The organism is Pseudomonas sp. IPO3774 (assembly GCF_013386835.1).
GTDB lineage: Bacteria > Pseudomonadota > Gammaproteobacteria > Pseudomonadales > Pseudomonadaceae > Aquipseudomonas.
The window spans coordinates 1-21,973 of record NZ_JACAQY010000053.1 but is presented as its reverse complement, the minus strand read 5'-3'; the positions used below and the strand labels follow the sequence as shown (position 1 = coordinate 21,973).

Here is a 21,973-nt window from a genome sequence, read left to right as displayed (position 1 = left end):
AGTGCCTGTTTTTTACCCTTCCACACTTCTTGTGCGCACTCTGCGCGCCTGACCCGAGGATCTTCATGCAACTTAAGCCAGCTGTTACCGCCCTGGTTACTGCCGTCGCCCTGGCATCGCTGCTCAGCGGATGTAAAAAGGAAGAAGCGGCTCCGCCCGCTCAAACCCCTCAGGTCGGCGTGGTCACTATTCAACCTCAAGCCTTTACCCTGACATCCGAGCTGCCAGGCCGCACCACGGCCTACCGCATTGCCGAGGTTCGCCCTCAGGTCAACGGCATCATTCTCAAGCGTCTGTTCAAGGAAGGGGGCGACGTCAAGGAAGGCCAGCAGCTCTATCAGATCGATCCGTCGGTGTATGACGCCTCGCTGAAAAGCGCCCAGGCCAACCTCGCCCAGACCAAATCAATTGCCGATCGCTACAAGCAGTTGGTCGATGAGCAGGCCGTCAGCCGCCAGGAATACGACACCGCCGTGTCCAACCGCATGACCTCTGAAGCCAACGTGCAAACGGCCCAGATCAACGTGCGCTACACCAAGGTGTTTGCCCCGATCTCCGGGCGTATCGGTCGCTCTTCGGTCACCGAAGGCGCGCTGGTCAGCAACGGCCAGACCGACGCCATGGCAGTGATCCAGCAACTGGACCCGATCTACGTCGACGTCACGCAGTCCTCTGCCGAGATGCTGAAACTGCGTCGCGACCTGGAAAGCGGCCAACTGGAAAAAGCCGGCGAAAACGCGGCCAAGGTCAAGCTGACCCTGGAAGACGGCACCGCCTACGGCGTGGAAGGCAAGCTGGAATTCTCCGAAGTCTCGGTCGACGAAACCACCGGTTCCGTGACCCTGCGTGCCGTGTTCCCGAACCCTGACCACACCCTGCTGCCGGGCATGTTCGTCCACGCGCAGTTGCAAGCCGGTGTGAACAGCAAGGCCATCCTGGCACCACAGCAAGGCGTGACCCGCGACCTGAAGGGCATCCCGACCGCGCTGGTGGTGAACAAGGACAACAAGGTCGAGCAACGTGTACTGGTGGCCAACCGTACTACCGGCGCCTACTGGCTGGTGGAAAAAGGCCTGAACGCCGGTGACCGTGTGATCACCGAAGGCCTGCAATTCATCAAGCCGGGCATCGAAGTCAAGGTCAAGGACGCTGATAACGCCAAACCCGCCGGTTCCGCTGCTGCTCCTGCTGCCGCTGCTGGTCAAGGGGAGTAATTCATGTCGAAATTTTTTATCGACCGTCCCATTTTCGCCTGGGTAATTGCCCTGGTGATCATGCTGGTCGGGGCACTGTCGATCCTGAAGTTGCCCATCAACCAGTACCCGGCCATCGCGCCAACCGCCATTGATATCCAGGTGACCTACCCGGGCGCGTCTGCACAAACCGTGCAGGACACCGTGGTGCAGGTGATCGAACAACAGCTCAACGGTATCGACAACCTGCGTTATGTCGCCTCGGACAGTAACTCCGACGGCAGCATGACCATCACCGCGACGTTCAACCAGGGTACCAACCCGGACATCGCCCAGGTTCAGGTACAGAACAAGCTCAACCTGGCGACCCCGCTGCTGCCACAAGAAGTACAGCAGCAGGGTATCCGCGTTACCAAGTCGGTGAAGAACTTCCTGATGGTGATCGGTCTGGTGTCGGAAGACGGCAGCATGACCAAGGATGACCTTTCCAACTACATCGTTTCCAACATCCAGGACCCGATTTCCCGGACCGCCGGTGTGGGCGACTTCCAGGTGTTCGGTTCCCAGTACGCCATGCGTATCTGGCTCGACCCGGCCAAGCTGAACAACTACCAGCTGACGCCCGTGGATGTCAGCAACGCCATCCAGGCGCAGAACGTCCAGGTGGCCACCGGCCAACTCGGCGGCCTGCCTGCCCTGCCCGGCACTCAGTTGAACGCCACCATCATCGGCAAGACGCGTCTGCAAACCACTGAAGCGTTCGGCAATATCCTGATGAAGGTCAATACCGACGGTTCCCAGGTTCGCCTGGGTGACGTTTCGCGTATCGAACTGGGCGGCCAGAACTACAGCATCAGCGCACAGTTCAACGGCAAGCCGGCTTCCGGTATGGCGATCAAGCTGGCAGCCGGTGCCAACGCACTGGACACCGCCAAGGCGATTCGCGAAACGGTTGCGTCCCTCGAACCGTTCTTCCCGCCTGGCATGAAGGCTGTGGTGCCGTATGACACCACGCCGGTTGTGACCGAATCGATCTCCGGTGTGGTTCACACCCTGATCGAAGCGATCGTGCTGGTGTTCCTGGTGATGTTCCTGTTCCTGCAGAACTTCCGCGCCACCATCATCACCACCATGACCGTACCGGTGGTATTGCTGGGTACCTTCGGGATCCTCGCTGCGTTCGGCTTCACCATCAACACCCTGACCATGTTCGGCATGATCCTGGCCATCGGCTTGCTGGTGGACGATGCCATCGTTGTGGTGGAGAACGTCGAGCGGGTAATGGCCGAGGAGCACTTGTCGCCCAAGGAGGCGACGGTCAAGTCCATGGGCCAGATCCAGGGGGCCCTGGTGGGTATCGCCCTGGTGCTGTCGGCGGTATTGCTGCCAATGGCGTTCTTCGGTGGTTCCACCGGTGTGATCTACCGCCAGTTCTCCATCACTATCGTTTCGGCGATGGCGCTGTCGGTACTGGTTGCCCTGGTCTTCACCCCGGCCTTGTGCGCCACCATGCTCAAGCCGATTGACCCGGAAAAACACGGCCAACCCAAGCGCGGCTTCTTCGGCTGGTTCAACCGTACCTTCGACCGTGGCGTACTGAGCTACGAGCGCGGCGTCGGTAACATGATCAAGCACAAGTTCCCGGCGTTCGTGGTCTATGCCCTGATCCTTGCCGGCATGATCTGGATGTTCACCCGCATTCCAAGCGCGTTCCTCCCAGAGGAAGACCAGGGCGTGATCTTTGCCCAGGTACAAACGCCGGTGGGTTCTTCGGCTGAACGTACGCAGAAAGTCATCGACGATATGCGCGCCTACCTGTTGAACGACAAGGAAGGCGAGCCAGGCGAAGGCAAGGCTGTCAAATCGGTGTTTACCGTGAACGGCTTCAACTTCGCCGGTCGTGGCCAGAGCTCGGGCCTCGCATTCGTGATGCTCAAGCCGTGGGACGAGCGTGACTCGAGCCAGTCGGTATTTGAGGTTGCCAAGCGTGCCCAGGGTTACTTCTTCGGGGCCTTCAAGGACGCCATGGTATTTGCCGTGGTGCCACCTTCGGTACTCGAACTGGGTAACGCCACCGGTTTCGACGTGTTCCTGCAAGACCAGGGCGGCGTCGGCCACCAGAAGCTGATGGATGCGCGTAACCAGTTCCTGGGTGCCGCGGCACAAAGCAAGATCCTGGCGGGCGTGCGCCCCAACGGCGTGAACGATGAGCCGCAGTACGAGCTGACCGTTGACGACGAGAAGGCCAGTGCCCAGGGCATCAGCCTGGCAGACATCCAGCAGACCCTGGCAATCGCCTTGGGTGGCAGCTACATCAACGACTTCATCGACCGTGGTCGTGTGAAGAAGGTGTATGTACAGGGTGACGCCGCCAGCCGGATGTCTCCGGAAGACCTGAGCAAATGGTACGTGCGCAGCACGTCCGGGAAGATGGTGCCGCTGTCGGCCATCTCTTCGGGCAAGTGGATCTTCGGTTCGCCGAAACTCTCGCGCTATAACGGTGTAGCGGCGATGGAAATCCTCGGTACCCCGGCACCTGGCTACAGTACCGGTGATGCGATGGCGGAAGTCGAACGCATTGCCAAGGACCTGCCGGCTGGCGTTGGTTACTCCTGGACCGGTCTGTCGTATGAAGAACGTCTGTCCGGCTCCCAGGCACCTGCGCTGTACGCCCTGTCGCTGCTGGTGGTGTTCCTCTGCCTCGCGGCACTGTACGAAAGCTGGTCGATCCCGATTGCGGTGATTCTGGTTGTACCGCTGGGTGTGATCGGTGCGTTGATCGCCACCAGCCTGCGGGGACTGTCCAACGACGTGTTCTTCCAGGTGGGCCTGTTGGTGACGGTGGGTCTGGCAGCGAAAAACGCCATCCTGATCGTGGAGTTCGCCAAGGAGCTCCACGAGCAGGGCAAAGGCATTGTCGAGTCGGCCATCGAGGCATCCCGCATGCGTCTGCGACCGATCATCATGACGTCCATGGCGTTCATGCTCGGCGTACTGCCCCTGGCAATTTCCACCGGTGCCGGCTCAGGTAGCCAGCACGCCATCGGTACGGGCGTAATTGGCGGTATGATCACCGCCACGGTCCTCGCGATCTTCTGGGTACCCCTGTTCTTCGCAACCGTGTCCTCCGCTGGCGAGCGTAAAAAGACTGAACCCAAGCAAACTCCTAAAGAGGCTGGCCAATGAGCAAGTCGCTACTTTCCTTAGCTGTCACGGCATTCGTGCTCAGTGGCTGCTCGCTGATCCCGGACTACCAGCGCCCTGAAGCGCCGGTAGCCGCGCAGTTCCCGCAGGGGCCGGCGTATTCGTCGGCCCAGGCGCCGGGCCAGGCGGCTGCCGAGCAGGGCTGGAAGCAGTTTTTCCATGACCCTGCCCTGCAACAGCTGATCCAGACCGCCCTGGTGAACAACCGCGACCTGCGTGTCGCGGCCCTGAACATCGATGCGTATGCCGCGCAGTACCAGATCCAGCGCGCCGACCTGTTCCCGGCGGTTTCGGCCACGGGCAGCGGCAGCCGTACGCGCACCCCGGCCAAGCTGTCGCAGACCGGCGAAGCGGGCATCACCAGCCAATACTCGGCGGGCCTCGGGATCAGTTCTTATGAGCTGGACCTGTTCGGCCGCGTACGCAGCCTGAGCGAACAAGCGCTGCAACAATACTTCGCGACCGAAGAAGCGCGCCGCACCACCCAGATCAGCCTGGTGGCCAGCGTGGCCAACGCCTACCTGACCTGGCAGGCCGACAAGGAGCTGCTCAAGCTCACCCAGGACACCCTGGGCGCGTACGAGCAGAGCTTCAAACTGACCTCGCGCAGCAATGAAGTCGGCGTGGCTTCGGCCCTGGACCTGAGCCAGGCCCGTACCTCGGTGGAAAACGCCCGGGTTGCACTGGCGCGTTATACCCGCCAGGTGGCCCAGGACGAAAACAACCTGACCCTGCTGCTGGGTACCGGCCTGCCGGCGAACATCGTCAGCCGGCCATTGGCTGATGACCTGTTGAGCGAAGTACCGGCCGGCCTGCCATCGGACCTGCTGCAACGTCGTCCCGACATCCTGCAGGCCGAGTACAACCTCAAGGCGGCCAACGCCAACATCGGTGCGGCACGCGCTGCGTTCTTCCCGAGCATCACCCTGACCGCCAGCGCCGGCACCGCGAGCCCGACCCTGGGCGGCCTGTTCAAGGGCGGTTCGGGTACCTGGTCGTTTGCACCGCAGATCAACATCCCGATCTTCAACGCCGGCAGCCTGCGCGCCAGCCTGGATTACTCGAAAATCCAGAAAGAGATCAACGTCGCCAACTACGAGAAAGCCATCCAGACCGGCTTCCAGGAAGTCTCCGACGGCCTCGCCGCCCGCGAGACCTACAAGCAGCAACTGGACGCCCAACGTGGCTTCGTCGCGGCCAACCAGGATTACTACCGCCTGGCCGAGCGTCGCTACCGTATTGGTGTCGACAGCAACCTGACGTTCCTCGACGCCCAGCGCCAACTGTTCAGTGCCCAGCAATCGCTGATCACCGACCGCCTGGCGCAGCTCAACAGCGAGGTCAACCTGTACAAGGCCCTCGGTGGTGGCTGGAACGAACAGACCGCGAAGAACGAACCGTTGAAAGAAGAAGCACCGCCCTTGAAGTTGTTCTGATAGTGGCGCAGTAAACAAAAACCGCTTCCCGCCCAGGAAGCGGTTTTTTTACGCCCATGACTTTGCGTTCGATCATCGCCCACAACCCGCTCTCCCCCACTTTCATCGCCCCCGCACCGCCCCGCACCATGGCCGCCACCTGCATAACCCCAATAACAACAGGTCTGACACCATGAGCACTTTCGACCCGCGCCGGCTTTTGCTGGCAACCGCTGTCGCCAGCATTGCCCTCCCCGTTGTCGCTGAAGAACACGGCTTCCTGGAAGACGCCAGCGCCAACCTCAACCTGCGTAATTTCTTCTTCAACCGCAACTACACCAACCCCAGCAAGACCCAGGGCGGCGCACAGGAGTGGACGCAAAGTTTCATCCTCGACGCCAAATCCGGCTTTACCCAGGGCACCGTCGGTTTCGGCGTGGATGTACTGGGCCTGTACTCATTGAAGCTCGATGGCGGACGCGGCACGGGTGGCACCCAGCTGTTGCCGCTGGACCACGATGGCCGCCCGGCGGATGAATTCGGGCGTCTGGGCGTGGCGTTCAAGGCACGGGTTTCAAAGACAGAAGTGAAAGTCGGCGAATGGATGCCGGTGCTGCCGATCCTGCGTTCGGACGATGGCCGCTCGCTCCCGCAAACCCTGCGCGGCGGGCAAATCACCTCCCGGGAAATCGACGGCCTGACCCTGTACGGCGGCCAGTTCCGCGCCAACAGCCCACGGGACGACAGCAGCATGACCGACATGTCCATGTTCGGGAAAACCGCGTTCACCTCCGACCGCTTCAACTTCCAGGGCGGCGAATATGCCTTCAACGACAAACGCACCCAGATCGGTGTGTGGAACGCCCAACTCAAGGACATCTACAGCCAGCAATACCTCAACCTGATCCACAGCCAACCGGTGGGCGACTGGACCCTGGGCGCCAACCTCGGGTTCTTCTATGGCAAGGACGACGGCAGCGCCCGCGCCGGTGACCTCGACAACAAGACCTGGTCCGGACTGTTTTCGGCCCGATACGGCGGCAACACGTTCTATGTCGGCCTGCAAAAACTCACCGGCAACAGCGCCTGGATGCGCGTCAACGGCACCAGCGGCGGCACCCTGGCCAACGACAGCTACAACGCCAGCTACGACAACGCCCAGGAAAAATCCTGGCAGGTACGCCATGACTACAACTTCGCGGCCTTGGGTATTCCAGGCCTCACGCTGATGAACCGCTACATCAGCGGCAGCAACGTACACAGCGGCACAGTGACCGATGGCAAGGAATGGGGACGGGAAAGTGAAGTGGCCTACGTGGTGCAGAGCGGAGCGCTGAAGAATCTCAATGTGCGCTGGCGTAACTCCAGCATGCGCCGGGACTACAACAACAACGAGTTTGATGAAAACCGGTTGATCGTCAGTTACCCGATAAGCCTGCTGTAAAGCCTCGACAGTCTTGTTGTATGGTGCGCGCGTGTCATGGATGACCCGCCCCAGCAGCCAATGTCATTCGAGTCCGCCATGAAACACTTCGCCACCGTATCGGCCGCACTAGCCCTGGCCCTGAGCCTCAGCGGTTGCATCGGCCCGCCCCTGGCGCTGACACCGCAAACCGAACAACGTCTGAAAACCGAGGCGCCGATCCGTTTTTTGCTGACCTTCGATGACGGCCCCAGCGCCTCGGGCTTCATGAATCCCAGCCGTTCGGTGATGGCGGACCTGGCGAACAACCCGATACAGCCGGGGATCAAGGCGGTGTTCTTCCTGCAGACCGAGGCGCCCCGCTCCGGCGGCAACCCGCGGGGCTACAAGACCATGGAGCGCGAATACGCGGCCGGCCATATCCTGGGCTTCCACACCGCGACCCCGTGGCACAGCAACCATCGCTTGCAGAATCCGGCTGAACTGGAGCACTACCTCAGCCTGGGTTCATCGACCCTCACCGCCATCACCGGCCAACCGCCCACACTGGTACGCCCGCCGTTCTGGAACTACGACAAGCGCACCTTCGCCGCCTATCAGCAACACGGCATGCATGTGTTGCTGACCGACCTGAGTGCAAACGATGGGGTGATCTGGGTGTTCAACGGCAGCCCGCGTCGACGGGAAAACCTGATACGCCAACTCTCGGTGGTGCGCGAGCGCATCGCCAAAGGCGAATTACCGACGGTGGACGGCGTGATCCCGGTGGTGGTGACCTTCCACGATATCAACCGCTACACCGCCTGGCACTTGAAGGAATACCTGCAAATCCTGCTGGACAGCGCCCATATCAATGGCGTGCCCCTCGCCACACAGCCTTTCTACACCGACCGGGCAACCTTGCAGCGAGCCGCCATGGCCCGCACGGTAAAAAGCGCCGACGAAGTGGTGCACCTGCCAGGTGTGTGGAATTGGGTGTGGGACGCTGACTCGCACTAGGCGCGCGACTCTACCCCCAACTCATCCCACACCGACTCGGCCAAGTGAAACGTCGCATTCGCCGCCGGAATCCCGCAATAGATCGCGCTCTGCATCAGCACTTCCTTGATCTCGGCGCGGGTCACACCGTTGCTCGCGGCGGCGCGCAGGTGCAGCTTCAGCTCTTCGCTGCGGTTCATGCCGATGAGCATGGCGATGGTGATCAGGCTGCGGGTATGCCGCGGCAGCCCCGGGCGGGTCCAGATATCACCCCAGGCGTGGCGGGTGATCATTTCCTGGAACTCGCTGTTGAACTCGGTCAGGGCGTTGAGGCTGCGGTCGACGTGGGCGTCGCCCAGCACTTCGCGGCGCACTTGCAGGCCTTCGGCATAACGTTGTTTCTCGTCCACAAAACGCTCCTCATGCAACGGTGACGACAGGCACATACCTGTGGCGAGGGAGCTTGCTCCCGTTGGGTCGCGCAGCGACCCCAGTGAGGCCGCTGCAGGGTTTTACAAATAGTTGGGTTGCGGCTGCTCAGGGGCTGCTACGCAGCCCAACGGGAGCAAGCTCCCTCGCCACAGGGTTCAGCGATACTCAGCGCGATAGCAGAAATTCCAGCACACGGTCGCTGAACGCCGCACCGGCTTGCACGTTGGACAAGTGCGCGGCATAGAACTCGGCATACTCGGCGCCCTGCACATGCGCCTGGATAAAGTGCCCACCCGCCGGCGGCGTCACCGCATCTTCGCTGCCTGCGATCACCAGGGTCGGCACCTTGATCGACGCCAGTTGCTCGCGGAAATCCGCGTCGCGCACGGCCGCGCAGTTTGCGGCATAACCCTGGGGATCAGTCGCCGCCAGCATATCGGTGATCAGCTTGGCCTGGTCAGGATGAGCCTCGGCGAAGTCGGCGGTGAACCAGCGGGCAATTGACGCATCACGCAGGGCAACCATCGCGGCCGCACCGTCGCGCAGGACCATCTCGATCCGCGGGTTCCAGATCTCGGGCGTGCCGATCTTCGCGGCGGTGTTGCACACCACCAGCCGGCGCAAACGCTCACCCGCGTTGATCCCCAGCCACTGGCCGATCAGGCCGCCCATGGACAACCCGCAGAAATGCGCGCGCTCGATCTGCAACGCATCCAGCAGCGCCAACACGTCACGGCCCAATTGCTCGATGCTGTAGGGGCCTTCGGTGACCAGCGACTTGCCATGGCCCCGGGTGTCGAAACGCAGCACCCGGAAGTACTGGGTGAACGCCTCGATCTGGATGTCCCACATATGCAGGTCGGTGCCCAGGGAGTTGGACAGCACCAGTACCGGTGCATCTTCGGGGCCATCGAGTTGGTAGTTCAGTTCGCCATCGGCGAGTTGTACAAATCCCACAGCAGCCTCCTCAGGCAGTCAAAGCAAAATGTTCGGCCACGGCCCGGGTGACCCAGGTGTGCGCCTGGCCCAGGTAGTGCGCCGGGTCCAGCAGGCGATCGAGTTCGGCCGCCGAAAGCTCGGCAGTCACTTGCGGTTCATCCCCCAGCACCGCCCGCAGGTGGCGCCCGTCGGCGACGGCGCGTTTGCAGCATTGTTCCAGCAGATGGTGCGCGGTTTCGCGGCCCAGGCGCTGGGCGAGGACGATGCTGACCGCTTCGGCCAGTACCAGGCCCTGGGTCAGATCAAGGTTTTGGACCATGCGCCGGGGGTCGACTTCCAGGCCTTCGCTGACCAGCAGCGCCTGATGCAATGCACCGGATACCAGCCGGCAAATCTCCGGCAGGGTTTCCCATTCGGCGTGCCACAGGCCCAGGCTGCGTTCGTGTTCCTGGGGCATCGCGCTGAACATCGTTGCCACCAGGCCGGGCACTCGCGTGGCAGCGCTGATCAGCACGGCAGCGCCCACCGGGTTGCGCTTGTGGGGCATGGTCGAAGAGCCGCCCTTGCCGGGGGCCGACGGCTCAAACACTTCCGCCGATTCGGTCTGCATCAGCAGGCTGATGTCGCGACCCAGCTTGCCGAGGCTGCCGGCGATCAAACCGAGCACCGAGGCAAACTCCACCAGGCGGTCGCGCTGGGTGTGCCAGGGTTGCTCCGGCAGGCCCAGCTGCAACTCGGCGGCCAGTGCTTGCGCCACCGGCATCGCCTGTTCGCCGAGGGCCGCCAGGGTTCCGGAAGCACCGCCAAATTGCAGCACCAGCAAACGCGGCTTGAGCTCACTGAGACGTTGCCGGTTGCGGGTGACTGCGCCGAGCCAACCGGCGATCTTCATGCCCAGCGTGACCGGCGTTGCATGCTGCAGCCAGGTCCGGCCCGCTAAAGGAGTTGTTCCGTAACGCTGGGCCTGGGCGGCAAGAATGTCCCCCAACCGCGCCAGATCATGTTCGATCAGCTCAACCGCACTGCGCAGTTGCAGCACCAGGCCGGTGTCCATCACATCCTGGCTGGTAGCGCCCAGATGCACATAACGTTCGGCGCCGGCATCTTCGCTGGCGATCAACTTGCCGAGGGCCTTGACCAACGGAATCGCCGAATTGCCCGCCGTGGCAATCGCCTCGCCGAGGGCATCCACGTCGTAGAGAGAAGCCAGGCACGCCTGGGCAATGGGCGCGACGGCCGCTTGCGGGATCAACCCGACCTGAGCCTCGGCCCGGGCCAGCGCCGCTTCGAAATCCAGCATGCCCTGCAAACGCCCCTGGTCGCAGAACACTTCGGCCATGCCGTTGGCGGTGAAGTAGGCGTCGAACAGTTGGTTGCTCGTGCGCATCGTCATAACACATCCCTAGGTGGCGCATACCCGGCAACGGGCATGCGCCAGCCGGTTACAGATCGTGGTGCAAATACGCCGCCTCTTTGGGCAGGCGCAAGCTGAACAGGAACGCCACCGCCATCATCGCCGTGACGTACCAGTAGAAGGTGTTCTCCATGCCCATGGACTTGAGCCCCAAGGCCACATATTCCGCCGAACCGCCGAAGATCGCGTTCGCCACCGCATACGCCAGGCCCACGCCCAGTGCGCGTACTTGTGGCGGGAACATTTCGGCTTTCACCAGGCCGCTGATGGAGGTGTAGAAGCTCACGATGGCCAGGGCCAGGGTGATCAGCACAAAAGCCAGGAACGGGCTGCTGACGGTTTTCAGGGTCAACAGGATGGGTACAGTGCACAGCGTGCCCAGGGCGCCGAACCACAGCATCGAGTTACGGCGGCCAATCTTGTCCGCCAGCATGCCGAACACCGGCTGCATGCACATGTAGAAGAACAGCGCGCCGGTCATGATGTAGCTGGCGGTCTTGGCGTGCATCCCGGCGGTGTTCACCAGGTACTTCTGCATGTAGGTGGTGAACGTGTAGAAAATCAGCGAGCCGCCGGCGGTGTAGCCGAGCACGGTGATAAACGCCGCCTTGTGATCGCGGAACAGCGCGGCAATGCTGCCGGCGTCCTTGTCTTCACGCATTTCCTTGCTGGTGGTTTCTTTCAGGGTGCGACGCAGCAACAGCGAGATCACCGCCGCAATGGCGCCGATCACGAACGGAATGCGCCAGCCCCAGGCCCGCAGTTCTTCTTCGGTGAGGATCTGTTGCAGGATCACCACCACCAACACCGCCAGCAGTTGCCCGCCGATCAGGGTCACGTACTGGAACGAGGCGAAGAACCCGCGCTGGCCCTTGAGGGCGACTTCACTCATGTAGGTGGCAGTGGTGCCGTATTCGCCGCCTACCGACAGGCCTTGGAACAACCGGGCGACCAACAGCAGGGCCGGGGCCCAGGCGCCGATGTCTTTGTAGGTGGGCAAAAAGGCGATGACCAGGGAACCGGCGCACATCATCAGCACCGAGATCATCATCGAATTCTTGCGACCGTGTTTATCCGCCACCCGGCCGAACAGCCAGCCGCCGATAGGGCGCATCAGGAAGCCGGCGGCGAACACGCCGGCGGTGTTCAGCAGTTGCACGGTGGGGTCGTCCGACGGGAAAAACGCCGGGGCGAAATAGATGGCGCAGAAGGCATAGACGTAGAAGTCGAACCATTCGACGAGGTTGCCGGAAGAGGCACCGACAATCGCAAAAATCCTTTTGCTGCGTTCTTCTCCGGTGTAGTGGCTGGTTTTTGTTGTCATGTTTTTTCACTCAGTGGGAACGGTTATAGCCTAGACATACTTTGCAACAACCATGTTCCGCAAGCAGACTTTTGGATATTTGTTGCCTGGGCCGGCCTCATCGCGGGCAAGCCCGGCTCCCACATTTGGAATGCATTCCCCTGTGGGAGCTGGCTTGCCTGCGATAGATCCGCAACCCACTCAATAATCGAAGAACACCGTCTCTTCGTCTGTGCCCTGCAAAATCACATTCCACTGATACACACCCGCCGCATCCGCCTTGGCGATCAACGTGCGGCGGCGCTCCTGCGGCACACACGCCAGCAGCGCGTCATCCCCATTCGCCGCTTCACCGTCAAAGTAAATCCGCGTCAGCAGGTGCTTCACCAGCCCACGGGCAAACACCAGCACCACCAGGTGCGGCGCCTGGGTCGTGCCCTTCAACCCCGGCACACTGCCCGGCTTGATGGTGGTAAAGCGAAAACGCCCTTCAGCGTCCACCGGCACCCGGCCAAAGCCTTCGAAGTTCGGGTCCACCGGTTTGTCCTGCTCATCCTCGGGATGGTCGTACTTGCCGGCCGCATTGGCCTGCCAGACTTCCAGCATGGCGTCGTTGACCACATCGCCATTGCCATCCACCACCTGCCCGGTGATCGCCACGCGCTCGCCGAGGGTGGCCGCAACGGTCAGGTCTTCGCGGTTCAGCCAGGTCAGGCCAATGTGGTAATACGGCCCGACGGTGTGGGAAGTAGTCGCGTTGAGGCTCATCTCATTTCTCCATCGGCGTGGCGTCGCGGCCGCGCAGGACGATGTCCCAGCGGTAGCCGAGGGCATAGTGCGGAATGGTTTTTTCCAGATCGAACGAGGCGATCAGGCGCTCCTTGGCGGACGTGTCCGGGACGCAGTTGTAGATCGGGTCATAGGCCAGCAGCGGGTCACCGGGGAAATACATCTGCGTCACCAACCGCGTCAGCACACTCGGGCCGAACAGCGAGAAGTGGATGTGCGCCGGGCGCCACGCGTTGTGGTGATTGCCCCACGGGTAGGCGCCGGGCTTGATGGTCTGGAACTGGTACCAGCCGTCGGCGTCGGTGACGGTACGCCCGGTGCCGGTGAAATTCGGGTCCAGCGGTGCGTCGTGCTGGTCGCGCTTGTGGTTGTAGCGGCCGGCAGCGTTGGCCTGCCAGATTTCCACGAGGATGCCGGGAACGGGCAGGCCGTTTTCATCCAGCACGCGCCCGTGAATGATGATGCGTTCGCCCTGTGGCTCGCCTTCGTGCTGGGCGGTCAGGTCGTTGTCCTTCTCGTTGACGCGCTCGGCGCCGATGGTCGGGCCAGTGATTTCCGACAGGGAATGGGGCAGGAACACCAACGGCTTGGACGGCGAACGCAGGTTCGTCGACTGGTAGGCCGGGTGCAGGTAGTCAGGCTGAGTACCCGCTTGCGGGCGCCGGTATCCGGGCTTGTCACTCATGGAGCAATCCTCTTTATTCTTGTGGGTCTCAAACGCGTTCGATCGCCAGGGCCAGGCCTTGGCCCACACCGACGCACATGGTCGCCAGGCCTCTGCCGCCACCGGTTTTTTCCAGCTGATGCAGCGCGGTCAATACCAGGCGCGCACCGCTCATGCCCAGCGGATGGCCAAGGGCAATCGCGCCGCCGTTCGGGTTGACCTGCGGTGCGTCGTCGGCAATCCCCAGTTCACGCAGCACGGCCAGGCCCTGGCTGGCGAAGGCTTCGTTGAGTTCGATCACATCGAAATCAGTTACCGCCAGGCCCAGGCGCTCCACCAGTTTGCGCACCGCCGGCACCGGGCCGATGCCCATCACACGCGGCGCCACACCGGCGCTGGCCATGCCCAGCACCCGGGCGCGGGCGGTCAGGCCGTGTTTTTTGACGGCTTCAGCAGAGGCCAGAATCAGCGCAGCGGCACCATCGTTCACACCAGAGGCGTTGCCTGCGGTGACGGTCTTTTCCGGACCATTGACCGGCTTGAGTTTGGCCAGGGCTTCCAGGGTGGTATCGGCCCGTGGATGCTCGTCGTGCTCGACCACGGTTTCGCCTTTTTTGTGGGCGACGCGCACCGGTACGATTTCTTCGGCGAAGAAACCGGCGGCCTGTGCAGCGGCCGTACGTTGTTGGCTGCGCAGGGCGAAGGCATCCTGGTCGGCGCGGGAGATTTTATAGTCGTCGGCCACGTTGTCAGCGGTTTGCGGCATCGGGTCGACGCCGTACTGGGCCTTCATCAACGGATTGATAAAGCGCCAGCCGATGGTGGTGTCTTCCAGCTTCATGTTGCGCGAGAACGCCGCATCGGCCTTGCCCATCACGAACGGCGCGCGGGACATCGACTCGACGCCACCGGCAATCGCCAGTTCCATCTCGCCGCTGGCGATGGCGCGGAAGGCCGTGCCGATCGCGTCCATGCCCGAAGCGCACAGGCGGTTCAGGGTAACGCCGGGAATGCTCTCCGGCAGGCCGGCCAGCAATGCCGCCATGCGCGCCACGTTGCGGTTGTCTTCGCCGGCCTGGTTGGCGCAGCCGAGAAACACTTCGTCCACCGCGTTCCAGTCCACCGATGGGTTGCGTTCCATCAGCGCCTTGATCGGCAGTGCCGCCAGGTCATCGGCGCGCACGGTGGACAAGCCACCGCCAAAACGGCCGATGGGGGTACGAATGGCGTCACAGATAAATACGTCGCGCATCAGGCTTCTCCGGGGGCTTGGCCGTGGGCGGCAGCGGTGCGTGCCTCAAGGTCGCGCAGGGCAGTCAGTTCAATCTCGGTGGGTTCGGCGCTGGTAGTCACCTGGTCGGCAAAACGAATCGCCCAACCGGTGGCGGCCACTACTTGCTCACGGGTCACGCCGGGGTGCAGGGCGGTGACGACAAATTCGTGGCTGCCCTCCTCCGGCTCCATGATGCACAGGTCGGTAATAATCCCTACAGGACCGGCGCCTGGCAGACCCAGGCGTTTGCGCGAGTCACCGCCTTCGCCGTGGCCGACCGAAGTGATGAAGTCCAGCTTGTCGACAAACGAGCGGGCCGACTGCTTGAGGATGATCAGCACGCTCTTCGCGGAGCCGGCGATCTCCGGTGCGCCACCGGCACCTGGCAGGCGCACTTTGGGCTGGTGGTAGTCACCGACCACGGTGGTGTTGATATTGCCGAAACGGTCGACCTGGGCCGCGCCGAGGAAGCCGACGTCAATGCGCCCGCCCTGCAGCCAGTAGCGAAAAATCTCACCGGTCGGCACCACGGTGTCAGCGGTTTCAGCCAGCTCGCCGTCACCGATGGACAGCGGCAGCACCGAAGGCTTGGCGCCAATCGGGCCGGACTCGTAGATCAGCACCACATCCGGCGACGACGTCAGGCGCGCCAGGTTGGCAGCCTTGGAGGGAAGGCCGATGCCGACGAAGCACACCGAACCGTTCTTCAGGCGGCGCGCGGCGGCGACGGTCATCATTTCGTTGGTCGAGTAAGCCATTATTTGGCCTCCTGCGCGGTGGCCAGCTTGGCCTGGAATTCACTGAAATTGGCGGTGCCGTGGATGTATTCGTTGATCCACGCAGTAAACGTCTCACGGTCCCGGGCGATGGGGTCCCAGGCCTGGTAGAAACGGTTGTCACGTTCGGTGTAACCGTGGGCGTAGGACGGATGCGCGCCACCCGGCACATGGCACACGGCAGTCAGGGCCCAGGTCGGCAGCACGCAGGCGTTCATCGGCGCGTTGAGGTCGTCGACGATTTCTTCAACGGTAACGATGCAGCGCTTGGCCGCCAGGGCCGCTTCCTTCTGCACCCCGAGGATGCCCCACAGCAGCACGTTGCCCTTGCGGTCAGCCTTTTGCGCGTGGATCACGGTGATGTCCGGGCGCACCGACGGCACGGCCGCCAGCACTTCGCCGGTGAAGGGGCAGGTCACGGTCTTGATCAGCGGGTTGACCTTGGGCAGGTCGGAGCCGGCGTAGGCGCGCAACACCGCGAATGGCAGGCCGGAGGCACCGGCGACGTAGGCATTGGCCAGGTCGGCGTGGCTGTGCTCTTCGATCTCCAGCGGTTGCGGCCATTGCTTTTCAACGGCGTCCCGCAGGCGATGCAGGGAACCCACGCCCGGGTTGCCGCCCCAGGAGAAAATCAGCTTGCGTGCACAGCCGGCGCCGATCAACTGGTCGTAGATCAGGTCAGGCGTCATGCGCACCAGCGTCAGGTCTTTCTTGCCCTGACGAATGATTTCATGACCTGCCGCCGTAGGGATCAGGTGAGTAAAGCCTTCGAGTGCAACGGTGTCGCCGTCATTCACGAACTGCTTTACCGCATCAGCCAGCGAAAGGATTTCAGCCATGGGGTGGGCTCCCGGTATCGATCGAAAAAGGCGCTGGAGGCAGCGCCGAAGTGCTTGAAGATTAAGCCGGGGGTCGGGGCCAAACAATCCGATAATCGACTGAGTGTTCGATTATCGAACGGATTGTTTGCAAGCTATCTTTCCCTGTAGGAGCGAGCTTGCTCGCGAAAAACTTGAAGACACCGCGTTCATTCAGACTGCCAACGTCATCGTTCAAGACCTTCGCGAGCAAGCTCGCTCCTACAATAAATCGCTTCAGGTGGCGTCCGCGTGGCTGACCATGCCCTTGATCACCACCGCGGTGGTGGCCAATGCCGCCGGGATCACCAGGGCGGTCAGCACCTGTTCGAAGTTCCAGCCCAGGCCCAGCAAGGTCGCGCCCATCCACGCCCCGAGGATCGCGCCAAAGCGGCCGATGCCGAGCATCCACGACACGCCCGTGGCGCGGCCCTGGGTCGGGTAGAAACGTGCGGCCAGCGACGGCATCGCCGACTGCGCACCGTTGACACACATGCCGGCAATCAACACCAGGGTCGCCAGCAGCGTGATATTGCCCAGGCTCTGCCCCACCGCGTAGGCAAACACCCCGGCCAGCAGGTAGAAGGTACCGATGACCTTGTGGGGATTGAACCGGTCCATCGCCCAGCCCACGCCGACCGCACTCAATACGCCGCCAAACTGGAACAACGCACCGATAAACGCGGCCTGTTCCATGCTGGCGCCGCTGTCGCGCATCAGGGTCGGCAGCCAACTGGTCAGCAGGTAAACAATCACCAGGCCCATGAAATACGTCAGCCACAACAGCAAGGTGCCGGCGCTGTAGGTGCCGGAGAAGATCACCGCGAACACGTTGCGCGCCTTGACGGTTTTCTGTTCGGGCACGCTGAAGCTCGAGGCCTGGGCGACGATGCCCGGCTCGATAGGCGCCAGGGTCTTGCGTACCTTGTCGGTGCCGCGATTGCGCACCACCAGGTAACGCGCCGACTCCGGCAGCCAGAACAGCAGCACCACCGCGAGGATCAGCGGCAACAGGCCGCCGATCATCAGCAGGCTGTGCCAGCCATACGCCGGGATCAGCTTGGCCGAGATAAACCCGCCACCGGCCATGCCCAGGTTGAAGCCGCAGAACATGCTGGTCACCAGCAGCGACTTATGGCGTTCCGGGGTGTATTCGGAGAGCAGTGTCGTGGCGTTCGGCATGCCGGCGCCCAGGCCGAGACCGGTGAGGAAGCGCAGGATCAGCAGTTGATCGACGTTGCTGCTGTAGGCCGAGGCCAGGCTGAAGGCCCCAAACACCAGCACCGCCCCCACCAGCACCACCTTGCGCCCGAAGCGGTCGGCGAGTGGGCCGGAGCCCAGGGCGCCGAAGACCATGCCGATCAACGCGGCACTCATTACCGGGCCGAGGCTGGCGCGGTCGATGCCCCAGTCCTGGGACAGCGCCGGGGCGATGAAGCCCATGGCGGCCGTGTCGAGGCCGTCGAGGAAGACGATGAGAAAACACAGGATCACCACTCGCCACTGATACCGCGACAGCGGCTGGGCGTTGATGAAGGACTGAACGTCCAGGCAAGTACCGACAGCAGGTGAAGGCTGATTCATTATTTTTATTTCCACACCGATGGGCGGGCGAACGACCTTGAGTCGTCATTATTATTGGGGCGGCGCCTTGAAGCGCTGCCGCACATTAATAAGCCTTGGGAAACACCGTCAATTCATCCAGCCGGGATCTGTGCGGTCACCGAACAGCTTACGCAAACAGCTGCGCACTCAGCTCCTGGCTGGCACTGAGCATGCTCGGCAGGAAACGCTGCTCCAGCTCGCTGCGGCTGACCCGCCCGGCATGGGTGCTGACGTTCAGTGCCGCCAGGACCTGGCCCGAAGCGTCGTACACCGGCACGGCGATGGAACGCAGCCCTTGCTCCAGTTCCTGGTCGACAATGCACCAGCCCTGCTGCCGCACTTCCTGCAGGCATTCGAGCAAGGCTTGCGGGGTGGTGAGGGTGCGGCTGGTCTTGGTTTGCAGGTCGGCGTGGTCGAGGTAGTCCTGCAGCGAGGCGTCATCCAGCGCCGCCAGCAGGATACGGCCCATGGAGGTGCAGTAGGCCGGGAGACGGCCGCCCACGGAAAGGTCGACGGAAATCAGGCGTTGGGTGGTGGCGGAGCGGGCAATGTAGAGGATGTCATCACCTTCCAGGGTTGCCATGTTGCACGCCTCGTGGAGCTGCTCGCTCATGCGGTCCAGGTACGGCTGCGCCGAAACGGCCAGGGGCGTGGACGACAGGTAAGCGTGGCCGAGGGTCAGCACCTTGGGCAACAGCGAATAGGTACGCCCGTCGGTGGTGGCGTAGCCGAGTTTGATCAGGGTATGCAGGCAACGGCGTACGGCAGCGCGGGGGATTTCCGTGCGGTGGCTGATCTGGGCGATGGTCAGGTGGCGCTTGCGCTCCTGGAATGCCTGCACCACGGCCAGGCCGCGTGCCAGGGAGGTCATGAAATCCGGATCACCGGTAAACGCCTGGATGCGCTTGGCCGGTGACGCAACGATCGGCGGCGCCACTGATGCGAAGGAGTTGCGCAATTGATCGTTCATTTGGGGTCCTTTCTCTTATTTTTAACCGCTGCGGGAGGGTGACCGCTATTACAAGCCGCCGTGCAATGGCTGCACAAGGCAGGGCAACCAACATTGGGCGATTATCGGACGGTCATTCGATTATCGCAATTTGTCACCGCCGACCGGTGCCGGAACCCCTCTACATCCATTTGAGTGCCTTTCAGAATCGACTGATGTACGAGAGAAGTTAAGGTTGATTAACGCCTGTAGAACATTGCACGATTTATGGCGCCAATAGTTCAGCAAATACCCCACACACCTGCGTAACAAAACCCTCACACAAAGTTGACGATTTTTAACTTGTTGGCGATAGTGTTATTCAAGCGCGTGGCTATAATGCATCCTGTGCAGGAGCCAGCCTCGCCTGACCCCGAGGATAGATTTCACCCAGTCGTGCACCGGCTGCGTGCAGGCTCCGCCGCAAGTACCTGACACACATTTCGAATGCCTGCCAACTGCTTGTGGCTGTGACAAGAAAACTGTTGCTACGACAACTGCTCTTCTCCGGTATCGTGGCCGCGTGCAATAAAGAAGTGGTTTTTCCTGTATACCTTTCCACGCTGATCTTCAGATTGACGGTATACCGGGGGCGACTTCCCGGCATCGCGTTTCGCCGGAATCAAACTCAACTCAATTAGGTAACAATGTGACGAAAGACGAACTGCGCGCGGAACTTGAGCGCCAGGAACAACGTTACAAGGATGTTTACGGCGGGGAAGTCACCACCTACGCCGCCCAGCCAGAACCTGAACGCAAGCCATGGCGCAAACGAGCCAGCCTGCTCGACCAGGCCTTTGCCCAGGAAATCCAAAAGATTGAACAGGACCTCAAAGCCGAAGAGCCATAAGCGTTTCGGGTTGAGCTTCCAAAGGTGCCATCTCTCTGCCAGTACCACGCTGGTGGAGGGAAGCCCGTTATGTGGCCTTAGCGAAATTTCATACGATTGTTTCAGTTATTCCCTTCCGGCGCTTTATCCCGCGAATTTGATGGATCCTCCATATAAATCAATCACTTGCCAAAGCCCCGAAAACACCGGGATGCACGCCTCCCCCCCATTTTTTTTCGTTGAAGAATGTTACCGATGAGCAGCTAGTGCATTGATTACCGATGTTTTCTGGCATAATCGCGCCCCCTTACGACCGGGTCAGAAAACCTTCATGATCGATTTATTCAGCGGACTGGATGCTTGGGTTCTAGTGAGCCTGTTGCTCGCCCTGGCCTTTGTCCTCGCCTTCGAGTTCATCAATGGCTTTCATGACACCGCTAACGCGGTTGCCACAGTCATCTATACCAAAGCCATGCCTCCGCATCTGGCCGTGTTCTTCTCCGGGGTGTTCAACTTCCTCGGCGTGTTGCTCGGTGGGGTCGGTGTTGCGTATGCCATCGTGCACCTGCTGCCGGTGGAGTTGCTGATCAATGTGAACACCGGCCACGGTCTGGCCATGGTCTTCTCATTATTGGCAGCGGCGATCACCTGGAACCTCGGCACCTGGTATTTCGGGATCCCGGCGTCCAGTTCCCACACCCTGATCGGTTCGATCCTCGGTGTCGGCCTGGCCAACGCCCTGATCAACGACATTCCCCTGGCTGACGGCGTCAACTGGCAGAAAGCGATCGATATCGGCGCTTCGCTGGTGTTCTCGCCGATGGCTGGTTTCGTGGTTGCCGCCCTGGTGCTGCTGGGCCTGAAATGGTGGCGCCCGCTGTCGAAGATGCACAAGACACCGGATCAGCGCCGCAAGCTCGACGACAAGAAGCACCCGCCGTTCTGGAACCGCCTGGTCCTGGTGATTTCGGCGATGGCCGTGAGCTTCGTGCACGGCTCCAACGACGGGCAGAAAGGTATTGGCCTGATCATGCTGGTACTGATCGGTATCGTGCCGGCGCAGTTCGTACTGGACCTGGGCAGCACCACTTACCAGATCGAGCGCACCCGCGACGCCACGCTGCACTTGAATCAGTTCTACCAGCGCAATCAAGAAACCCTCGGTGAGTTCCTGGCCCTGGGCAAAAGCGTGAAAGACGATTTGCCGGGCAAGTTCCAGTGCAATCCGCAGCAGACTGAACCGACGATCAACGCCCTGCTGGGGACCTTGAAAGGTGTCTCTGACTACCATTCGTTGACCGCCGAGCATCGGATTGAAGTGCGTCGTTATCTGTTGTGCCTGGATGACACCGCGAAGAAGGTGGGCAAGTTGCCAGGCCTGGATGCGCGTGAGAAGTCGGACCTGGACAAGTTGCGCAAGGACCTGACGGCGACCACCGAGTACGCGCCGTTCTGGGTGATCCTGGCGGTGGCACTGGCCTTGGGCCTGGGCACCATGGTGGGCTGGAAGCGTGTGGTGCTGACCATTGGTGAGAAGATCGGCAAGCAGGGCATGACGTATGCCCAGGGTATGTCGGCGCAGATCACCACGGCCAGCATGATTGGCTTGGCCAATATCTTCAGCTTGCCGGTTTCCACGACCCATGTGTTGTCTTCGGGTGTGGCGGGGACCATGGTGGCGAACAAGAGCGGGCTGCAAGGTGGCACCGTCAAGACCATTCTGATGGCTTGGGTGTTGACGCTGCCGGCGACTGTGGGCCTTTCGGCCGGGTTGTTCTGGTTGGCTTCCAAGGCTTTGGGTAGCTGACAGCTCTTGGGCTTGTGAAGAGGGTGCGACCTGTGAGGGTCGTGCCTTTTTTTATGGCTGGGGTTTGGGTGTATATCCGTTATT

The 21,973-nt window shown here is 61.7% G+C and carries 18 protein-coding genes; 7 read left to right on the top strand and 11 right to left on the bottom strand.

Annotated elements, in window-relative coordinates; all coding sequences use genetic code 11:
* The first annotated feature begins 65 nt into the window (after window positions 1-65).
* The 5 genes from HYE77_RS25810 (at window position 66) to HYE77_RS25790 (ending at window position 8,234) form a co-directional block, all read left to right on the top strand.
* Entirely contained in the window at window positions 66-1,214 is a 1,149-nt protein-coding gene (locus HYE77_RS25810; protein ID WP_003219800.1) for an efflux RND transporter periplasmic adaptor subunit, read from the top strand.
* A gap of 3 nt (window positions 1,215-1,217) precedes the next feature.
* Window positions 1,218-4,379: an efflux RND transporter permease subunit gene (locus tag HYE77_RS25805; protein ID WP_003219803.1), complete on the top strand. Its 3,162-nt coding sequence runs from the start codon at window positions 1,218-1,220 to the stop codon at window positions 4,377-4,379.
* The gene (gene adeC / locus HYE77_RS25800) at window positions 4,376-5,833 is read left to right on the top strand and encodes an AdeC/AdeK/OprM family multidrug efflux complex outer membrane factor (protein WP_003219806.1); all 1,458 of its coding nucleotides are present in this window, start codon (window positions 4,376-4,378) and stop codon (window positions 5,831-5,833) included. The genes HYE77_RS25805 and adeC overlap by 4 nt, the downstream gene beginning before the upstream one ends.
* Window positions 5,834-6,005: 172 nt before the next feature.
* Complete coding sequence (locus HYE77_RS25795) at window positions 6,006-7,256, top strand: OprD family porin (protein WP_177069761.1); 1,251 nt, start codon at window positions 6,006-6,008, stop codon at window positions 7,254-7,256.
* A 78-nt stretch (window positions 7,257-7,334) separates the two neighbouring features.
* Complete coding sequence (locus HYE77_RS25790) at window positions 7,335-8,234, top strand: polysaccharide deacetylase family protein (RefSeq protein ID WP_032898704.1); 900 nt, start codon at window positions 7,335-7,337, stop codon at window positions 8,232-8,234.
* Here the strand turns inward: HYE77_RS25790 and pcaC are convergent.
* The 11 genes from pcaC to pcaR form a co-directional block, all read right to left on the bottom strand.
* Window positions 8,231-8,623, bottom strand: coding sequence for a 4-carboxymuconolactone decarboxylase (gene pcaC / locus HYE77_RS25785; protein ID WP_003219813.1), 393 nt, complete (start codon window positions 8,621-8,623; stop codon window positions 8,231-8,233). The genes HYE77_RS25790 and pcaC overlap by 4 nt on opposite strands.
* Window positions 8,624-8,810: 187 nt before the next feature.
* Window positions 8,811-9,602, bottom strand: coding sequence for a 3-oxoadipate enol-lactonase (pcaD, locus tag HYE77_RS25780; RefSeq protein ID WP_003219815.1), 792 nt, complete (start codon window positions 9,600-9,602; stop codon window positions 8,811-8,813).
* A 10-nt stretch (window positions 9,603-9,612) separates the two neighbouring features.
* Complete coding sequence (locus HYE77_RS25775; protein WP_087693191.1) at window positions 9,613-10,977, bottom strand: 3-carboxy-cis,cis-muconate cycloisomerase; 1,365 nt, start codon at window positions 10,975-10,977, stop codon at window positions 9,613-9,615.
* Between the two features lie 49 nt (window positions 10,978-11,026).
* Window positions 11,027-12,322 (bottom strand): MFS family transporter, encoded by a 1,296-nt coding sequence (locus HYE77_RS25770; protein ID WP_003219818.1) that lies wholly within the window; start codon window positions 12,320-12,322, stop codon window positions 11,027-11,029.
* 180 nt (window positions 12,323-12,502) lie between these two features.
* Entirely contained in the window at window positions 12,503-13,069 is a 567-nt protein-coding gene (gene pcaG, locus HYE77_RS25765; protein ID WP_003219820.1) for a protocatechuate 3,4-dioxygenase subunit alpha, read from the bottom strand.
* 1 nt (window position 13,070) lies between these two features.
* Window positions 13,071-13,775: a protocatechuate 3,4-dioxygenase subunit beta gene (pcaH, locus tag HYE77_RS25760; protein ID WP_003219824.1), complete on the bottom strand. Its 705-nt coding sequence runs from the start codon at window positions 13,773-13,775 to the stop codon at window positions 13,071-13,073.
* Window positions 13,776-13,803: 28 nt separating this feature from the next.
* Window positions 13,804-15,009 carry a 3-oxoadipyl-CoA thiolase gene (gene pcaF, locus HYE77_RS25755; protein WP_177069763.1) on the bottom strand — a complete coding sequence of 402 codons (1,206 nt, stop codon included), beginning with the start codon at window positions 15,007-15,009 and terminating at the stop codon, window positions 13,804-13,806.
* Complete coding sequence (locus tag HYE77_RS25750) at window positions 15,006-15,788, bottom strand: CoA-transferase subunit beta (RefSeq protein ID WP_172834582.1); 783 nt, start codon at window positions 15,786-15,788, stop codon at window positions 15,006-15,008. The genes pcaF and HYE77_RS25750 overlap by 4 nt, the downstream gene beginning before the upstream one ends.
* Window positions 15,785-16,642 carry a CoA transferase subunit A gene (locus HYE77_RS25745; RefSeq protein WP_003219830.1) on the bottom strand — a complete coding sequence of 286 codons (858 nt, stop codon included), beginning with the start codon at window positions 16,640-16,642 and terminating at the stop codon, window positions 15,785-15,787. Before HYE77_RS25745 ends, HYE77_RS25750 begins: the two co-directional genes overlap by 4 nt.
* 255 nt (window positions 16,643-16,897) lie before the next feature.
* A complete protein-coding gene (locus HYE77_RS25740; protein WP_003219832.1) occupies window positions 16,898-18,244 on the bottom strand; it encodes an MFS transporter in 1,347 nt (448 codons plus the stop codon).
* A gap of 148 nt (window positions 18,245-18,392) precedes the next feature.
* Window positions 18,393-19,235 carry a pca regulon transcriptional regulator PcaR gene (gene pcaR / locus HYE77_RS25735; protein WP_003219833.1) on the bottom strand — a complete coding sequence of 281 codons (843 nt, stop codon included), beginning with the start codon at window positions 19,233-19,235 and terminating at the stop codon, window positions 18,393-18,395.
* A 667-nt stretch (window positions 19,236-19,902) separates the two neighbouring features.
* On the opposite strand from pcaR, the gene HYE77_RS25730 reads away from it, so the two are divergent.
* Together HYE77_RS25730 and HYE77_RS25725 are read left to right on the top strand one after the other, a co-directional pair.
* A complete protein-coding gene (locus tag HYE77_RS25730; protein ID WP_003219834.1) occupies window positions 19,903-20,103 on the top strand; it encodes a hypothetical protein in 201 nt (66 codons plus the stop codon).
* 310 nt (window positions 20,104-20,413) lie between these two features.
* Window positions 20,414-21,889, top strand: coding sequence for an inorganic phosphate transporter (locus tag HYE77_RS25725; RefSeq protein ID WP_003219836.1), 1,476 nt, complete (start codon window positions 20,414-20,416; stop codon window positions 21,887-21,889).
* Window positions 21,890-21,973 lie beyond the last annotated feature (84 nt).

What these genes read in the sequence shown, in the direction of transcription:
- pcaR (WP_003219833.1), bottom strand. Translation starts at nt 19,235, where the DNA reads ATGAACGATCAATTGCGCAACTCCTTCGCATCAGTGGCGCCGCCGATC.
- adeC (WP_003219806.1), top strand. Translation starts at nt 4,376, where the DNA reads ATGAGCAAGTCGCTACTTTCCTTAGCTGTCACGGCATTCGTGCTCAGT.
- HYE77_RS25805 (WP_003219803.1), top strand. Translation starts at nt 1,218, where the DNA reads ATGTCGAAATTTTTTATCGACCGTCCCATTTTCGCCTGGGTAATTGCC.
- HYE77_RS25790 (WP_032898704.1), top strand. Translation starts at nt 7,335, where the DNA reads ATGAAACACTTCGCCACCGTATCGGCCGCACTAGCCCTGGCCCTGAGC.
- pcaG (WP_003219820.1), bottom strand. Translation starts at nt 13,069, where the DNA reads ATGAGCCTCAACGCGACTACTTCCCACACCGTCGGGCCGTATTACCAC.
- HYE77_RS25725 (WP_003219836.1), top strand. Translation starts at nt 20,414, where the DNA reads ATGATCGATTTATTCAGCGGACTGGATGCTTGGGTTCTAGTGAGCCTG.
- HYE77_RS25745 (WP_003219830.1), bottom strand. Translation starts at nt 16,642, where the DNA reads ATGGCTGAAATCCTTTCGCTGGCTGATGCGGTAAAGCAGTTCGTGAAT.
- HYE77_RS25775 (WP_087693191.1), bottom strand. Translation starts at nt 10,977, where the DNA reads ATGACGATGCGCACGAGCAACCAACTGTTCGACGCCTACTTCACCGCC.
- HYE77_RS25795 (WP_177069761.1), top strand. Translation starts at nt 6,006, where the DNA reads ATGAGCACTTTCGACCCGCGCCGGCTTTTGCTGGCAACCGCTGTCGCC.
- HYE77_RS25770 (WP_003219818.1), bottom strand. Translation starts at nt 12,322, where the DNA reads ATGACAACAAAAACCAGCCACTACACCGGAGAAGAACGCAGCAAAAGG.
- HYE77_RS25740 (WP_003219832.1), bottom strand. Translation starts at nt 18,244, where the DNA reads ATGAATCAGCCTTCACCTGCTGTCGGTACTTGCCTGGACGTTCAGTCC.
- HYE77_RS25810 (WP_003219800.1), top strand. Translation starts at nt 66, where the DNA reads ATGCAACTTAAGCCAGCTGTTACCGCCCTGGTTACTGCCGTCGCCCTG.
- pcaH (WP_003219824.1), bottom strand. Translation starts at nt 13,775, where the DNA reads ATGAGTGACAAGCCCGGATACCGGCGCCCGCAAGCGGGTACTCAGCCT.